This window comes from Sphingomonas sp. Root720 (assembly GCF_001428605.1).
Taxonomy (GTDB): domain Bacteria; phylum Pseudomonadota; class Alphaproteobacteria; order Sphingomonadales; family Sphingomonadaceae; genus Rhizorhabdus.
In genome coordinates this window covers 439,279-456,385 of the sequence record NZ_LMID01000011.1, presented here as the reverse complement: position 1 = coordinate 456,385, position 17,107 = coordinate 439,279, and the positions used below count along the sequence as shown (strand labels likewise).

Annotated in this window: 11 protein-coding genes; 3 read left to right on the top strand and 8 right to left on the bottom strand. The window is 68.7% G+C overall.

Annotated elements, in window-relative coordinates; translation table 11 throughout:
• Positions 1–35 precede the first annotated feature (35 nt).
• The 5 genes from ASE22_RS12950 to ASE22_RS12930 form a co-directional block, all read right to left on the bottom strand.
• Positions 36–1,853, bottom strand: coding sequence for a sensor domain-containing diguanylate cyclase (locus ASE22_RS12950; RefSeq protein ID WP_056359904.1), 1,818 nt, complete (start codon positions 1,851–1,853; stop codon positions 36–38).
• 146 nt (positions 1,854–1,999) lie between these two features.
• Positions 2,000–2,491 (bottom strand): hypothetical protein, encoded by a 492-nt coding sequence (locus ASE22_RS12945; protein WP_056359901.1) that lies wholly within the window; start codon positions 2,489–2,491, stop codon positions 2,000–2,002.
• 253 nt (positions 2,492–2,744) lie between these two features.
• The gene (locus ASE22_RS12940; RefSeq protein WP_056359896.1) at positions 2,745–4,166 is read right to left on the bottom strand and encodes an efflux transporter outer membrane subunit; all 1,422 of its coding nucleotides are present in this window, start codon (positions 4,164–4,166) and stop codon (positions 2,745–2,747) included.
• 11 nt (positions 4,167–4,177) lie between these two features.
• On the bottom strand, positions 4,178–7,363 hold the full coding sequence (locus ASE22_RS12935) for an efflux RND transporter permease subunit (RefSeq protein WP_056359894.1): 3,186 nt from the start codon (positions 7,361–7,363) through the stop codon (positions 4,178–4,180).
• Positions 7,364–7,455: 92 nt separating this feature from the next.
• Positions 7,456–8,733, bottom strand: coding sequence for an efflux RND transporter periplasmic adaptor subunit (locus ASE22_RS12930; RefSeq protein ID WP_056359891.1), 1,278 nt, complete (start codon positions 8,731–8,733; stop codon positions 7,456–7,458).
• A gap of 312 nt (positions 8,734–9,045) precedes the next feature.
• Here ASE22_RS12930 and ASE22_RS12925 point away from each other — a divergent pair, with 312 nt between their 5' ends.
• From ASE22_RS12925 to lon, 3 genes are all read left to right on the top strand, one after another.
• Positions 9,046–9,936 carry an ROK family protein gene (locus ASE22_RS12925; protein ID WP_056359888.1) on the top strand — a complete coding sequence of 297 codons (891 nt, stop codon included), beginning with the start codon at positions 9,046–9,048 and terminating at the stop codon, positions 9,934–9,936.
• Between the two features lie 223 nt (positions 9,937–10,159).
• Positions 10,160–10,555 (top strand): Hsp20/alpha crystallin family protein, encoded by a 396-nt coding sequence (locus ASE22_RS12920; protein ID WP_200933219.1) that lies wholly within the window; start codon positions 10,160–10,162, stop codon positions 10,553–10,555.
• Positions 10,552–12,951, top strand: a complete 2,400-nt coding sequence (lon, locus tag ASE22_RS12915; RefSeq protein ID WP_056359882.1) for an endopeptidase La — start codon at positions 10,552–10,554, stop codon at positions 12,949–12,951. Before ASE22_RS12920 ends, lon begins: the two co-directional genes overlap by 4 nt.
• Before the next feature lie 3 nt (positions 12,952–12,954).
• Here the strand turns inward: lon and ASE22_RS12910 are convergent, their stop codons facing one another.
• Genes ASE22_RS12910 through ASE22_RS12900 form a run of 3 tightly spaced genes read right to left on the bottom strand, consistent with a single transcriptional unit; the run spans position 12,955 to position 17,080 of the window.
• Positions 12,955–14,478, bottom strand: a complete 1,524-nt coding sequence (locus ASE22_RS12910; RefSeq protein ID WP_056359880.1) for a DHA2 family efflux MFS transporter permease subunit — start codon at positions 14,476–14,478, stop codon at positions 12,955–12,957.
• Positions 14,479–14,484: 6 nt separating this feature from the next.
• Complete coding sequence (locus tag ASE22_RS12905; RefSeq protein WP_056359876.1) at positions 14,485–15,609, bottom strand: HlyD family secretion protein; 1,125 nt, start codon at positions 15,607–15,609, stop codon at positions 14,485–14,487.
• Entirely contained in the window at positions 15,602–17,080 is a 1,479-nt protein-coding gene (locus ASE22_RS12900; RefSeq protein ID WP_056359873.1) for an efflux transporter outer membrane subunit, read from the bottom strand. The genes ASE22_RS12905 and ASE22_RS12900 overlap by 8 nt, the downstream gene beginning before the upstream one ends.
• Between the last annotated feature and the right edge of the window lie 27 nt (positions 17,081–17,107).

The following is a 17,107-nucleotide window of genomic DNA, read 5'->3' as shown; positions in this document are numbered from 1 at the left end:
CTGAGTAATACACCTGGCAAGCGGTGCGAATCGTCCTAGTCCGCCGCCCCGACCAGCGTCGTCGGCCCCGGCGTCCCGCTCCCGGCGATGACCACCCGGTCGCGTCCTGCCTCCTTCGCGGCGAGCAGAGCCCCGTCCGCCACGCTGAGCAGGCTCGCGCCGTCGGTCTCCATCGGATAGGCGGCGACGCCGATCGACACCGTCACCGGCGGTAGCGAGCGCCCATGATAGGCGAGGGCGACCTTGCGGATCGTCTGGCGGATCTGCTCGGCGCGCTGGGCGGCGGCGGCGCTGTCGCGCGTCGGCAGCAGGATAGCGAATTCCTCCCCGCCATAGCGGCAGGGCAGGTCGCGGTCGTGGGTCTGGCTCTTCAGCACCTGGGCGACATGCTGCATGACGAGGTCGCCGGCATCATGGCCGAACTGGTCGTTGAAACGCTTGAAGTGATCGATGTCGATCATCAGGCAGGCGAGCGGCGTGCCCGCGCTTTCGGCGAGCGCCCGCTCGACGTTCAGCACCTCGTCGAGGTGGCGGCGGTTCGACAGGCCGGTGAGCGGATCGCGGGTGGCCAGCGCGCCCAGCGTCGCGCGCAGCTGGATGTTGGCGAGCGCCAGGCCGATATTCTCGGACATCAGATCGATATAGATGTCGCGTTCGGCATAGCGGCCGTCGCCCCGCTGCGCCTCGAAATAGAGCATGCCGACGGTGCCGCCTTGCGCCATCAACGGGACGCACAGGCAATCCTGCCCGTCGATATCGCCGATATGCTGGCAGCAGATGTCCTCGCCCGCCGCGTTGCTTCGGTGGGAATGGCCGCGTCTGAGGCCCCAGCAGAAGGACGGCGCGAAATCGGTTACGCTCAGCGCCGGTTCCAGCCAGCGGCCGATCGTCGCCAGCCGGCCGCGCGCATGGTCGTAGACGAAGATGTGGCCGGCAAGATCGGGGAAGATCTGCGGCGCATAGCAGGCGACGACGTCGGCCAGCTCGGCCTCGACGTCGCAGCCTTGCATCCGGTGCATCATCCGCGCGACCAGGTCCTTGATCCGGCGATCCTCGTCACGCTCGCGTTCGAGCCGTTCGCGCTCGATGCTGTTGCGGCGGAACAGGCGCAGCGCGCGGGTCACATCGCCGATCTCGTCGCTGTGCCGGTCGTCGGGCAGGTCGGCCTCGAAGTCGCGGTCGGCCATGCGGGTGACGACGTCGCTCATATGCGCGAGCGGGCGGGCGACGCGCTTCGAGAGGATGAAATAGAGGACCGCGAGGAAGAGGATCCCGGTCAGCGCCAGCATCGTCCGAGCCACGTCGTCCCAGCGATCGGCGCGGGCGCGGGCGGCGGCGAGCGTCTGGCCGGCACGCTCGCTCATCTCCGACTTGAATCGGTTGAGCGACTGGTCGAGCGCCGCATCCAGCGCGAGATAGTCGTTACCGTAGAGGAGCGCCTGCGCGCTGGCCCGGTCGCCGCGGTCGACGGCGGCGATCGCGGCGGTCTCGATCGCCGCGATCCGCTCCATGTCCCCCTCGGCCGCGCGCAACGTCTGGCGCTCCGCGCCCAGGATCGGCAGCGCGGCCAGCTTGACCAGCGCCCGCTCGGCGATGCTGGTGCCGTCGCGATCGCTGAGCCATTTGGCCTTGTGCCGGGCCTCTCCGCGCATGGCGTAGAGCCGGGCCTGATCGGTCATGCGTTCGACGATCAGTTCGATGTCCTCTGCGATCCGTATGTAGTCGGACCGCCGTTCGACGGCGAAGCGTTCCTGATCGTCGGCGCGGACCGCCGCCATGAAAGCGGCTCCCGATCCGAAGGTCAGCAGCAGGGTGATCCCGTAAGCCCAGTTGGTGATCGTCGCGATGCGCATGGATATGTCGCCGAAGCCCCTCCGAATGCCCGTTACATCATGGCGTTACGGTCTTGCCCTCTCCGTAAGATTGCGGAACGAACTTACGCGTCTACGGGTCCCGCGAAAGCGGAATCGGTCGATGTCAGGTCGTTCGGCTGCGCGGATCAGCAATATGGCTCGGCGGCCGGCGGCGGCGCGCTGACCACGAGCCGGCGGCTGCCCCAATAGTTGGTGTCGATCGCGATGCGCAGCGGCGACGGCGGGTGCCAAAGCCGCTCGGCATCTGGGGTCAGGCAGGATCGCCAGCCCGAACGTTCGAGCAGAGGCTTGACGTCGAGCACCAGGCCCTGGTCGGCCGGATGCCACAAGGTGACATGGTCGAAGCGCGCAGGCGTGCCGGTAAGGTCGACCGCGGCCGAGATCGGCCCGACCCCGAGCAGCGTCACACCCTCCTTGCGGCAGCGGATGCCCTTGGTGTCCTCCAGGCAGTTGCCGAAGCCCGCGGCGAGCGCGGTCGCCAGATTGCCCGAGAGGGGCAAGCCTTCGAAAACCGCCGACGGCGCGACCGGCGCTTCCTTCGCGGCTTCCGACAGGCGATCGCCGCAGCCCGGCAAAGCCAGAAGGGCCAAGCTTGCGGCGATCGCATATCGGGTCATCCGTGTCTCCGGCCGATGTCCGTCGTCAGGCGGCTTTCTTCTTTTTCGCCGGCTTCGCCTTCTCGACCGGTGCGGTTTCGGCGGCCTTGCTGGCCTCGGCGGCGAATGCGCGCTTGTGACGCTTGTTGGCGGTCCGCAATTGGCCCATTTCATGTCCTGTCAGCTTGGCTTGGCCGCAGCGTCGGTCAATCAGTGTCGGTTATCTCCGCTGTGTCCGGTGCATGGTCATGTTTGCGCCGTCCTGACAAGGCTATTAGCGCGCCGCCACCTTGGTCGCCTCGACCTGCCAGCCGCCGCCGAGCGCGCGGAACAGGTCGACCTGCGCGTTGGCGACGCGGGCGTCGGAGGCGGCGAGATCGGCGTCGGCGCTGGCCGAGGTCCGCTCGGCATCGAGCACGATCAGGAAGTCGACGCGCCCCTCGCGGAGCTGGGCGCGGCTGATGTTCGCGGCGGTCTGGGCCTGGGCCGCGGCCTCGCGCAGCGCTTCGCGCCGCTCGAGCTCATGGCCATAGGCCGACAGCGCCGTCTCGGTCTCCTCCAGCGCGCGTAGCACCGTCCCGTCGAAGCCGGCGAGCGCCGCCCGGGTCGATGCCCTGGCCTGGGCGATCTTCGCCCGGCCCGCTTCCTGGTTGGGGAAGTTCCAGTTCAGCAGCGGGCCGAGCAGCCAGCGCAGAGGGCCGCCACCGAACAGGTCGCCGATCGAGGGACCGGTCGAACCGACCGAACCGCCGAGCGAGATGCGCGGGTAGAGATCGGCGGTGGCGATGCCGATACGCGCGGTTTCGGCGGCGAGCCTGCGCTCCGCCTCGCGCACGTCGGGGCGGCGGGCGAGCAGGCCGCGCCCGTCGCCGACCGGGATCGGCCGGTCTAACCGGAGGGTCAGCTTGCGCTCGCCGACCTCGGCCGGAAGGTCGGCCGGCGCTCGTCCGGTCAGGGTGGCGAGCCGGAACAGCGCGGCGTCGCGCTGGGCGCGAAGGGGCGACAGTGTTGCGCGCTGCTGCTCGCGCAGCGCCGAGGCGCGCGAGACGTCGAGCGCCGAGGTGCGGCCCGCCTCGAAGCGCTTGCCGGTCAGGGTGACGACCTGGTCGAGCAGCCCCAGCGTGCGTTCGGCCACCGAAAGCCGTTCGACCGCCGAGGAGGCGTCGGCATAGGCGCGCGCGGTCTCGGCGGCGATCGCCACCTTCACCGCGTCGCGTGCCGCCTCGGCCGCCTGGGCGTCGCCGCGCGCAGCCTCGATCGAACGGCCGACCCGGCCGAACAGGTCGACCTCGTAGGATACCGACAGGCCGGCGTCGAACGACCAGTCGTCGCGCTGGGCACCCGGCGCACGCTGGCTTTCGGGCAGGCGGCCATAGGTCGCGCCGGCGCCGATGCTGGTCTGCGGCAACCGATCCGACCGGCTCTCGCGCAGCAAGGCGCGGGCACGGTCGAGATTGGCGACCGCGACCCGGATGTCGGTGTTCGCGGCGAAGGCGTCGGCGATCAGCCAGTCGAGCACCGGATCCTGGTAGAGCCGCCACCAGGCCTGTTCGGGCTCGGCCTGGGTGACCGGAGCCGCGGGGGCTTTGACGAAGGCGCCGTCGGCGCTGGCCGGGGTCGCCGGGCGGACATAGTCCGGTCCGGCGGCGGCGACGGTCAGCAGCGCCGATCCGGCGAGCAGGAGCTTCCTGAACATGGTTTCCTCCCTCATTCGGCGGGGACGGCGGCGGTGCCGTCGGCGTCCCGGCCGTTCGCACCCTTGCCGAACCGCCTGGCGAAGCGGTCGGAAAGGCTGCGGGTGGCGACATAGAAGGTCGGGGTGAAGACGAGCCCGAAGAAGGTCACGCCCAGCATCCCCGAGAAGACCGCCGTACCGAGCGCCTGGCGCAGCTCGGCGCCCGGGCCCGTCGCGATCACCAGCGGCACCACGCCGAGGATGAAGGCGAAGCTGGTCATCAGGATCGGCCGCAGCCGGTCCTTGGCGGCCCGCACCGCCGCCTCGGCCGGCGACAGCCCCTCCTCCTCGGCCTGCTTGGCGAACTCGACGATCAGGATCGCGTTCTTCGCCGCCAGGCCGATCAGCACGACGAGCCCGATCTGTGTCAGGATGTTGTTGTCCATCCCGCGCAGGTTGACGCCCAGCATCGCCGCCAGCAGCGTCATCGGCACGATCAGGATGATCGCCAATGGCAGCATCAGGCTTTCGAACTGGGCCGCCAGCACCAGGAAGACGAACAGCACCGCCGCGGCGAAGACGATCATCGCGGCGTTGCCGGCCAGCTTCTGCTGGAAGGCGACCTCGGTCCACTCGGTCGCGACGCCGGCGGGCAGCTTGGCCGCAAGGGCGTCCATCGCCGCCAGCGCCTGGCCGCTGCTGTGCCCCGGGGCCACGTCGCCCTCGATCTCGATCGCCGGAAAGAGGTTGTAGCGGATCACCCGATAGGCGCCGTTGCGATCCTCGACGGTCGAGACCGCGCCCAGCGGCACCATCCCGCCCGAATTGGAACGGGTCTTGAGCTGCTGGATGTCGCCCGCATCGTCGCGGAAGGGCAGGTCGGCCTGCGCGGTCACGCGATAGGTGCGGCCGAGCAGGTTGAAGTCGTTGACATAGGCCGACCCCAGATAGACCTGCAGCGCTTCGAATATCCGGCTGGGCGGCACGCCCATCATGTCGGCCTTGGCGCGGTCGACATCGGCATAGAGGCGCGGGACGCCATATTCGAAATTGGTGTAGACCATCTTGAGATTGGGGTCCTTGTTCGCCTCCGCGATCATGCCCCAGGCGACCTGGTTGAGCTTCTCGAGCCCCTGGCCCGAACGGTCCTGGAGGATCATCTTGAAGCCGCCGCCGGTGCCGATGCCGCGGATCAGCGGCGGCTTGAGCACGAAGATGCGGCCCTGGTCGAAGCCCTGCGCGACGCGGCTGGCCTCGGCGAGGATCTTCGCCTCGGTCATGCCGTTCTTCGCACGCTCCTCGAAGCTGTCGAAGACGAGGAAGGCGACCGCCGCGTTGGAGGCGCTGGTGCCGCTCGGCCCGTGGAAGCCGGCGAGCATCACCGAACCCTTCACGCCGGGAATCTTCAGCATCTTCTTGGCGACGGCCTGCATCGTCGCGTCGGTCGCCGCGAGTGAGGTGCCGGGCGGGGTGAAGATCGCGGTCATCAGATAGCCCTGGTCCTGCGACGGAATGAAGCCGACCGGGGTCGCGCCGAACACCGCCGCGGTCAGCGCCAGCAAGCCGACATAGGAGAAGAGCACCCGCTTCGGCCGGGCGAGCAGCTTGCGCGTGCTCGTGGCGTAGAAGTTGCTCAGCTTGTCGAAGCCCGCGTTGAAGCGCTGCGCGCCCACCGCGATCATCCGGCGCCAGCCCCCGGCGGGCATGTGCTCGGCCTTCGGCTTGAGCAGCCGGGCGGCGAGCGCCGGCGACAAGGTGAGCGACAGCACCAGCGAGATGATCGTCGCCGACGAGATGGTGACCGCGAACTGGCGATAGAATTCGCCGGTCAGCCCGGTCAGGAACATCGTCGGCACGAACACCGCGCACAGCACCAGCACGATCGCGACCAGCGCGGTGGAGACCTCCTCCATCGACCGGAACGACGCCTGCATCGGGCTCAGCCCATGTTCGAGGTTGCGTTCGACATTCTCGACCACGACGATCGCGTCGTCGACGACGATGCCGATGGCGAGGACGAGGCCGAACAGCGACAGGTTGTTGAGCGAGTAGCCGACGCCCGCCAGCACCGCGAAGGTGCCGATCAGCGAGACCGGGATCGCGATCACCGGGATGATCGCCGCCCGCCAGCTCTGCAGGAAGACGAGGATCACGATCACCACCAGCACCACCGCCTCGAGCAGGGTGTGCTGCACCGCGTTCACCGACTCGCGGATGAAGTTGGTGGGGTTGTAGATGACCTTGTAGTCGAGGCCGCGCGGGAATTTCTCCGACATCAGCTTGAGTTCGGCGAGGACCGCGTCGGCGGTCGCCAGCGCGTTCGATCCGGGGCGCTGGAACACCGCGATGCCGAGCGACGGCTGGCCGCTCAGATACATGTTGATGCCATAGTCCTCGGCGCCCAGCTCGACCCGCGCGACATCCTTCAGGCGGGTCAGGTGGCCCTGCTCGTCGGACTTGATGACGATGTCGGCGAATTGCTGGGGCGTGTCGAGGCGGCCCTGCGTCTCGACGTTGAGCTCATAGGCACCGGTCGCCTCGGGCGGCTTGCCGATCGCGCCGGCGGGAACCTGGACGTTCTGGGCGCGTAGCGCGGCGACGATCTCGCCCGCGGTCAGGTTGCGCGCGGCGGCGCGGCCCGGATCGATCCAGATCCGCATCGCATAGTCGCGCGCGCCGAACAGCCGCACCTCGCCGACGCCGTCGATCCGGGCGAGCCGGTCGCGCATCTGGGTCAGCGCATAGTTGGAGACATAGGCGCGATCGAGCGAGTTGTCGGGCGAGATCAGGTTGGCGACGAGGATGAAGTCGGGCGACGTCTTGCGCGTCACCACGCCCTGGCGCCGCACGTCCTCGGGCAGGCGCGGCTCGGCCAGCGCGACCCGGTTCTGGACCAGCACCTGCGCCTCGTCGAGGTCGGTGCCCAGCTTGAAGGTGACGGTGATGGTCAGGCGGCCGTCGCTGGTCGCCTGGCTCGACATGTAGAGCATGTCGTCGACGCCGTTGATCTCCTGCTCCAGCGGCGAGGCGACGGTGTCGGCGATCGTCTCGGCCGAGGCGCCGGGATAGGTGGTGCTGACCGTGACGGTCGGCGGGACGACCTCGGGATATTGCGAGATCGGCAGGCCGAAGAAGGCCAGCGCGCCGACGATCGTGATCACCACGGCGATGACGCCGGCGAAGATCGGCCGCTTGATGAAGATGTGGCTCAGGCGCATGGCCTCATTCCCTGTTCTGCCGGCGCGAACGGGGCCGATCGCCCTTCCGCCGGAAGGACGTCACCCCGCCGCGAAGGCGGTTGTGCGTAGGTTCAGCGCGCTGCCGCCAGCGTCGCTTGTGACGATATCGGGGCCGAGACGGCGGGGGCCGCCACAGTGGCGGTGGCGGCCTCGATCCGACCGGCGATGGTCTGTACCTGGGGCGCGGTGGCGGCGAACTGCAGGCCCGAGATCACCACCCGGTCCTTCGGTTTCAGCCCCGACCGTATCACCCGAAGGCCGTTGATCAGCGGGCCCGCCTCGACCGGACGGGCTTCGACGCTGCCATCCTTGCCGGTGACGACATAGACGACCTTGCGCGCCTGGTCGCTGACCACCGCCGCGTCGGGGACCAGCAGCGCCTGATGCGCGCCGCCGGCCGCGAGCCGCATGTTGCCGAACATGCCCGGCGTCAGGAAATAATCGGCGTTGTCGACGACCGCCCGGCCCCGGATCGTGCCCGACCCATTGTCGAGGGCATTATCGGTGAAGTCGACCTTGCCCTTCCAGCGATAGCCCGATTCGTCCTGCAGGCGGATCTCGACCCGGTCGCTGCCGTCCTTCTGGCGCCGCTGCTTGAGGTAGAGCGCTTCCGATCCGTCGAAGCTGAAGTAGATCGGATCGAGCGCGTTGACGGTGGTCAACACGGTGGCGCTGGCCGCCGCGTCGCCCGAGACGAGGTTGCCGATGTCGACCCGCCGGTCCGAAACCCGGCCCGTGATCGGCGCGCGGACCTGGGTGAACTCGACGTCGAGCCGCCGGGCCTGGACCTGGGCGCGCGCCGCCGCCACCGCGGCCTCGGCCGACTGCACGCGGGCTCGCAGTGAGTCGACTTCCTCGGCGCTGACCGCCTGGTCGGCGATCAGGCGGTTGGCGCGGGCGAGGTCGGCATGGGCCAGCGACAGCGCGGTCGCGGCGCTGGCTGCCCGCGCGCGGGCTTCGGCCAGCGACGCCGCGAAGGGGCGGGGATCGATCGTGAAGAGCAGCTGGCCCTTGCGGACGATCTGCCCGTCCTTGAAGTGGATGCCGGTCAGCGCGCCCGATACGCGCGGGCGGATCTCGACGGCCTGGCTCGCCTCGAAGCGGCCGACATAATCGTCCCATTCGACGATCGAACGCTGGACCGGCTGGCTGACCGTGACGGTCGGCAGTGGCTGCGTGTCGGCCTGCGCCTTGTCGTGTCCGACCAGGCCATAGGCGCCGAACAGGATCAGACCGGCGATCGGAAGCGCGGCATAAGCGGCGCGCTTGCGGGTGAAGCGGGGGGTCTCCGTCGGCTGCTCGGCTTCGGGCAGCCCGACGGGATCTCCCTTGAGTTCGGAGAGGTACATGTTGCGTATCCCTGTGCAGGCAAAATGTAACAGAACGGTACGTTACAGCCTCAGGTACCGACCGGTAACATATATTGCAAGTGCGAAGAGCGTTCGTGCCGGTGCAAAAATAACTATCGGGGTCGGAAGAAATAGGTTCGGAACCGGATTCCGCCCAGCAAAGGAAGGCTTTGCCGCCCCTCCGTCAGACCGATGCTGCGGATCGAAAGCCTGTCCGCTATGCTCTCGGACCGACCGCAGCCTCGCGGCGATCCATGCGTTGGGACGCGGTGCCGGGCCGGACGTCGGCGAAGGAGCAAGGCTTTGACGATCATGGATGAGAATCGGCTCGTCGCCGGGATCGAACTGGGCGGCACCAAGGCGATAGCCCTGGTTGCGCGGGGGCGCGACGTGCTGGCCAGCGCGCGCCTCCCGACCGAATCGCCGGCCACCACGCTCGCCGCGCTCGGCGACCAGATCGATGCCTGGCAGACCGAGCATGGCCGGGTCGCGGCGATCGGCATCGCCAGCTTCGGGCCGGTGGGCCTCGATCGCACCCGGCCCGATTACGGCTGGATCACCTCCACGCCCAAGCCCGGCTGGCAGCAGGTCGACCTCGTCGGCCATTTCGCCGAGCGGTTCGGCGTGCCGATCGGCTTCGACACCGATGTCGCCGGGGCGGCGATCGCCGAGCATCGCTGGGGAGCGGGGCAGGGCGATCGGCTGCTCGTCTATATGACGATCGGGACGGGGGTCGGCGGCGGGGTGCTCGTCGACGGGAAGCCGATCCACGGACTGATCCATCCCGAGCTCGGCCATATTCGCGTCCGCCGCGCCCCCGGCGACCGCTTCGCCGGGGTCTGCCCCTTCCATGGCGATTGCCTCGAAGGACTCGTCTCGGGACCCGCGATCGCCGCGCGCACCGGCATGCCGGGCGACCGGGTCGGCGACGACGATCAGGTCTGGGATGAGGTCGTCGCCGAGATGGCGGAGGCGATCGCGGTGCTGATGCTGACCCTGTCGCCGCAACGCATCCTGATCGGCGGCGGCGTCTTCCAGAAGCGCGAAAGGCTGTTCGATCGGTTGCGGGCCCGCACCGCCGACCTGCTCGGCGGCTATCTCGCCGGGATCGGCGCGGCGGAACTGGCCGACATCGTCGGGCCGCCCGGGCTCGGCGCCATGGCCGGGCCGCTCGGGGCGGTAGCGCTCGCCTATCGCGCCTGATGCGCCAGACGGCGCGGCAACGGCATTTTTCGAGGCATCCGGTAGCATCGACCGGAACTTCGTCGCCCGGCCCGCGTCGATCGGGCGACGCGGCGCTTGTTTCGGCCATGGCTTGAAATCGAGGGTCGGCGTTTCCTTATTACAGGGGAGCGGCCGTGCCCAACGGCACCACCCGGCCGCCGAGAGAGGACGTCACATGAATTCTGGCCGATCGCGGGACTGGATGTGGGCCGAAGCCGTCGACCTGATCGACCGGGTGCAACGCCTGCATCAGCAGGCTTTCGCCCCGGCGAAGGCGAGCGGCGGCGCCCCCAATTGGGAACCGCCGGCCGACATGCTGGAAACCGAGGCCGAACTGCTCGTGCTGGTGGCGCTGCCCGGGGTCGATCTCGACCAGACCGAGGCGTTCATCGACGAAGGCGTGCTGGTCGTGCGCGGTTACCGCATCCTGCCGCCCGAGCTGCGCATCGCCAAGATCCATCGGCTCGAACTGCCGCAAGGCCGGTTCGAGCGGCGCCTGCCGCTACCGCCCGGGCGCTACGACTCGGTCCGCAGGTCGAGCGTGCATGGATGCCTGCTCGTGACGTTGAACAAGGTGAATGGAGGGCTGCGGCGATGACCGATCTGGCCGACAGCAAGACGATGGAAACGAGCGAGGCGCCGGCCGACACCGGTCCCCGCCTGCCCGAACTTCCCGCCGACGCGATGATCATCGTGCCGGTCCGCAACTTCGTGATGTTCCCCGAGGTGGTGATGCCGCTCGCGATCGGCCGCCCGGTCTCGATCAACGCGGCGCAGGCGGCGGTTCGCGAGAGCCGCCCGGTCGGGGTCCTCGCCCAGCGCGACGCCGATGCGAAGGAGCCCGGTCCGCTGGACATGCATCGCATGGGCACCATCGCCAACGTGCTGCGCTACATCACCGGACCCGATGAGACCCATCACCTGATCGTCCAGGGCGAGACGCGGTTCCGCGTCGTCGAATTCCTCGACGGCTGGCCGTTCCTCGTCGCCCGGATCGAGCGCATCGAGGAGCCCGCGCCCGAGGGTACCGAGGTCGAGGCGCGTTTCATCAACCTGCGCAACCAGGCGCTGGAAACGGTGGGCCTGCTGCCGCAGGCGCCGCAGGGCCTGGCCGATGCGATCCGCACGATCGCGGCGCCGGGCGCGCTCGCCGACCTGACCGCGGCCTATCTCGATATCGGCGCCAACGAGAAGCAGGACATATTGGAGACGGTCGCGCTGCAACCGCGCCTCGACAAGGTCATGGCGCTGCTTGCCCAGCGGCTCGAGGTGCTGCGCCTGTCGGCCGAGATCGGCAAGGGCGTGCAGGAGAAGCTCGGCAATCGTCAGCGCGAGCACCTGTTGCGCGAGCAGATGGCCGAGATCCAGCGCCAGCTCGGCGAGGATGAGGGCAATTCGGCGGAGATCGCCGAACTCAGGGACGCGATCGCCGGCGCCGGCATGCCCGAGGAGGTCGAGAAGCAGGCGACGAAGGAGTTGCGCCGGCTCGAGCGCATGCCCGACGGCGCGGCCGAGCACGGCATCATCCGCACCTATCTCGACTGGCTGACCGAGCTGCCCTGGGCGCTGCCCGAGCACAAGGACATCGACATCGCCGAGGCGCGGGCCCAGCTCGACGCCGACCATTATGGGCTGGAGAAGATCAAGAAGCGGATCATCGAATATCTGGCGGTCCGCAAGCTGGCGCCCGAGAGCAAGGCGCCGATCCTGTGCTTCGCGGGCCCGCCGGGGGTCGGCAAGACCTCGCTCGGCCAGTCGATCGCCAAGGCGATGGGGCGCGAGTTCGTCCGCGTCAGCCTGGGCGGCGTCCATGACGAGGCCGAGATACGCGGCCATCGGCGCACCTATATCGGCGCGCTGCCGGGCAACATCATCCAGGCGATCCGAAAGGCGGGCACGCGCGACTGCGTGATGATGCTCGACGAGATCGACAAGCTGGGCCGCGGCGTCCAGGGCGATCCGTCGGCGGCGATGCTGGAGGTGCTCGACCCCGAGCAGAACGGCACCTTCCGCGACAATTATCTCGGGGTGCCGTTCGACCTCAGCCGGATCGTGTTCATCGCGACCGCCAACATGCTCGACACCATCCCCGGGCCGCTGCGCGACCGCATGGAGGTGATCTCGCTCCCCGGCTATACCGAGGAGGAGAAGCTCCATATCGCCCGCCGCTACCTGGTCGGCCGCCAGCTCGAGGCGAACGGGGTGAGCGCGGAGCAGGTCGAGATCGACGATGCCGCGCTGCAGGCGATCATCAGCTTCTACACGCGGGAAGCGGGGGTGCGGAACCTGGAGCGCGAGATCGGCAAGGTGATCCGCCACGCGGCGGTGCGCATCGCCGAGGGCAGCGATACCCACGTCAAGATCGGCGAGGAGGACGTCGTCGAGGTTCTCGGCGGCCATATCTTCGAGGACGAGGTGGCGCAGCGCACGAGCGTGCCCGGCGTCTCGACCGGGCTCGCCTGGACCCCGGTGGGCGGCGGCATATTGTTCATCGAGGCGACGAAGATGCCCGGCAACGGGCGGCTGATCCTGACCGGCCAGCTCGGCGACGTGATGAAGGAAAGCGCCCAGGCGGCGCTCAGCCTGGTCAAGAGCCGCGCGGTTGCGCTCGGCATCGACACGGCGTCGTTCGAAAAGAGCGACATCCACGTTCATGTCCCTGCCGGGGCCACGCCCAAGGACGGGCCGAGTGCGGGCGTCGCCATGTATCTGGCGCTGACCTCGCTGCTGACCGGCCGCACCGTGCGCAGCGACACCGCGATGACGGGCGAGATTTCGCTGCGCGGGCTGGTGCTGCCCGTGGGCGGGATCAAGGAAAAGGTGGTGGCGGCGGCCGGCGCGGGGATTACCCGTGTCATGTTGCCCGCGCGCAACCGCCGCGACTATGACGACATCCCCGCCAATGCGCGCGAGAAGCTGGAGTTCGTCTGGCTGGAGAAGGTCGAGGACGCGATGGAGCAAGGGCTGGACCCGCTGCCGGCTCCGCAGTCCTGATTGTCAGTGCCCGCCGGTCATCGGGCCGGCGGGCCGTTTCGGTTTCGGTGCAAACCAGACGAAGGCGGCGATCACCCACATCAGCAATCCCGCCAGCAGGAACACCTTGTCGGTGGCGACCGTCAGCGCCTCGCGGTCGACGAGTTGCGCCATCAGAACGCGCGACTGTTCGATCGAGAAGCCGCCGACCATGCCGCCCGGTGTGTCGGGATTGAGCTTGCCCGCGAGATCGCTGCCGCTGACCCGTGCCTGGTCGTTCCAGTAGGTCATGACGATCGAGGTCGACACCGCGATCGCCATGATCCGCAGGAAGTTCTGAAGCCCGGCGGCCGACGCCAGTTCCTTCGGCGGCACCGCGCTGAGCGACAGCGAGGTCGCGGTCACGAAGAAGAAGGGCATGCCGAAGCCCATGATGAGCTGCGGCAGGGCCAGCGTCCAGAAATCGGCGCCGCTCGTCCAGTTCGACCGTAGCAGGGTCGCGGCGCCCGCCCAGACCAGCGCGCCCGACAGGACGATGCGGCCATCTATCTTGGTGATCAGCATTGGGGCGAAACGGCCGACCAGAACGCCGGCCATGCCGGTGAAGGCGGTGGCGACGCCGGCCCAGGTGGCGGTGAAGCCCAGCGACAGCTGCATCCATTGCGGAATCACGACGATGCCGGCGAAATAGGTGCCAAAGCCGAGCGACAAGGTGAGCGCGTTGATGGTGAAGCCGCGATGCCGGAACACGCGCAGGTCGACGATCGGATGTTCCTCGGTCAGCTCCCAGATTACAAAGACGACGAAGACGACCGCGGCGAACAGGCCTAGCGAGAGGACCGTCGTATCGGCGAACCAGTCATGCTCGCGGCCGATGTCGAGCATGATCTGCAGCGCGCTGATCCACAGCACCATCAGGCCCAGGCCGATCCGGTCGATCGGCAGCTTCTCGGTCGGCGTCTCGACCCCTCTCAGTAGGGAATAGGTCACCCCCGCGCTGAACAGGATCACCGGCACATTGATGAAGAAGATCCAGTGCCAGCTCCAATTGTCGCTGATCCAGCCGCCGAGGATCGGCCCCAGCGCGGGGCCGACCAGCGTCGTGATCGCCCATAATCCCATCGCGCTGGCGCGTTTTTCGGGCGGGAAGATGCGCATCAGCAGGGTCTGGGTCAGCGGGATCAGCGGCCCGCCTGACAGACCCTGGCCGATCCGGCAGGCGACCAACATGCCAAGCGTCGTCGACAGGCCGCACAACACCGAGAAGAGACCGAAGCCGAGGATGCTGAGGATGAAGACGCGAACCGATCCGAAGCGCTGGGCGAGCCAGCCGGTGAGCGGCACGCAGATGGCCTCGGCCACCGCGTAGGAGGTGATCACCCATGTCCCCTGGCTGGGTGAGATGCCCAGATTGCCTGCGATATGGGGGACCGAGACGTTTGCGATGGTCATGTCGAGCACGACCATCAGGTTGACCGACGCCAGTGCCAGCCCGGCGACGAAGCGCTTCCGGCCGGTGACGAGGTCGTAGGGGTTCGACCCTGTCATGGTGGATCAGTTGGCCGATACGTCGATATCGACTTCCATCGACAGGCCGACGCGCAGCGGGTGGGCCGCCAGTTCCTTCGGATCGAGCGCGATCCGCACCGGCAGGCGCTGCACCACCTTGATCCAGTTGCCGGTGGCATTCTGGGCCGGGATCAGTGCGAAGGCCGATCCGGTGCCTCCCGAGAAGCCCACCACCTTGCCGTGATAGACGACGTCGCCGCCGTAGAGATCGGCGGTGAGCTCGGCCGCCTGGCCCGGCTTCACCTTGCGCAGCTGGCGTTCCTTGAAATTGGCGTCGACATAGACCTGCGTCACCGGGACGATCATCATGATCGGCGTGCCCTGGGTGACGCGTTGGCCGACCTGGACCTGGCGGCGGGTCACGACGCCGTCGATCGGCGCACGGATGATCGAGCGGGCATAGTCGAGCCTTGCGGCCTCGAGCTTCGCCTTGGCGGTCAGCACCATCGGGTCGGTCTCGACCGTGGAGCCGGAGATCAGCGCCTGGTTCGCGGCCAGTTCGCCGGCCGCTGCCCCCTGGTTCGCGCGGGCCTGGGAAAGCTTGGCGCGGGCGGCGTTGAAGGCGTTGCGCGCGCTCGTCAGCTCGTCGCCCGAAACCGCGCCGGAGGGTTGGAGGGCGAGGCGGCGGTCGAGGTCGATGCGGGCCTTGTCGAAATCGGACTGGGCGGCGGCGATGTCGGCCTGGCGGGCGTCGACCTGTGCCGACAGGGCGCTGCTGGTGGCGCTGCCCTGACGGAACATGCGCCGCGCGCGGGCCAGTTCGGCTTCCGCCTGGGCGAGGCCGATGCGCATGTTCGCATCGTCGAGCCGGACGAGAATGTCTCCGCGCTTGACCGCCATGGTGTCGCTGACCCGCACTTCGACCGCCTGCGCCGAGATCAATGGTGTCACCTGGGCCACTTCGGCGTTCACATAGGCATTGTCGGTGCTGACGTGGTTCTGTCCGACGAGGAAATACCAGACGGCATAAAGCAGCGCGATGACCGCCAGTCCGATCGCGAGACGCGTAAGCCAGGTCTTGCGCGCCTTGAGGCGGGCCTCCTTCTGCGCCTCGGCGGCCATGTCCTCCGTGACGTCGGCATTGGTCTTCACGGGATCGGCATCAGCCATTGGGGTTTTCCTTGGCGGGGGCGCTCGGTCGGGTGGAGGGTGCGGCGGTAAAGCCGCCGCCGAGGGCGCGGACGAGCGCGACGTCGAGCGCGAACGTGCGGGCATCGAGATCGGCGACCGCGCGACGCGCCTGGAGCAGCTTCTCTTCCGAGCTCAGCACGTTGAGATAGGTCGAGAGGCCGCCTTCGTAGCGCTTTCGCGCAACGGCATAAGCTTCCTCGGAATCGGAGAGCGCCTGGCGCGATTGGGCGAGCCGGTCGGCCGTACCGCGCTGGCTGGTCACTGCGTCCGCGACCTCGCGATAGGCGGCGAGGACGGTGCCGTTATAGAGCGCGACCGCCTCGTCATAACTGCCGCGCGCGCCGCGATATTGTCCGCTCAGCGCACCACCCCGGAAGATCGGCAGGCTGATCGACGGCGTGACATTGCTATAGGTCGATCCGCTGTTGGTCAGATTGTCGAGACCTAGCGACTGGACGCCGACCAGCGCGCCGAGGCGGATGGCGGGAAAGAAGTCGGCATGGGCGACCTTGATCCGGCTGGCGGCGGCTTCGGCGCGCGCGCGGGCGGCGGCGATGTCGGGCCTGCGGCCGATCAGATCGGTGGTCACCTGCATCGGCAGGCCGGGTGGCTGGAGCATGGCGAGCGCGGGCTTCGCAATGGTCAGGCCGCGATCCGGGCCCGCGCCGACCAGCGCGGCGAGTTGGTTGCGGGTCAGCGCGATCGCCTCGTCGGCGGCGGCGAGGTCGGCGCGGGCGCTGGGTACGGCGGCGTCGGCCTGCTTGAGCTCGGCGCGCGTATCGAGTCCGTTGCGGACCCGGTCGGACACCAGCTTCTGAGTGGTCGACCGCAGATCGAGCGCGGCGGCAAGCACGTCGCGTTCGGCATGGAGGCGCGCGAGATCGGCATAGGTCGAGGCGATCGTGGTCGCGAGCATCAGCCGGGCCTGATCCTGCTCGATGCGCGCGGCCTCCGCTTCCGACGTTGCCGCCGCGAGCGCCGCACGGTTGCGGCCCCACAGGTCGAGATCGAAGGAGAGATCGACCGACGCCTGGCCGACGTCCTGCCAGCCCTTGGGCACGAACTGCCGAGGGATGCCGAGGTTGTAGCTCTGCTTCTGCAACCCGGCGCCCGCCTGAACCCCGATCGAGGGCAGCAGCGGCGCACCCGCGGCCTGGGCCAGGCCCTGGGCGCGGCGGAAACGGGCGGCGGCGGCGGCCGCGTCGGGCGAGTCCTGCAGCCCCTCTTCGATCAACTGGGCGAGTTGCGGATCGCCATAGCTGCGCCACCATGCGTCGACCGGCCAGTTGGCCCGGCTCGATGCCGCGAAGCTCTGCTCGGCGGCGATGCTGGCAGATGTGCGCAGTTCGGCGCGCGCACCGAGATCGGGCACCGAGGCGCAAGCCCCGAGCGACAACAGGAGGCCGAGGGCGGCGGTGGATCGGAAGGGGATTGGGCGACTCGGGCGCATCAAGAAAACCGTACTGTCTGGTATCGT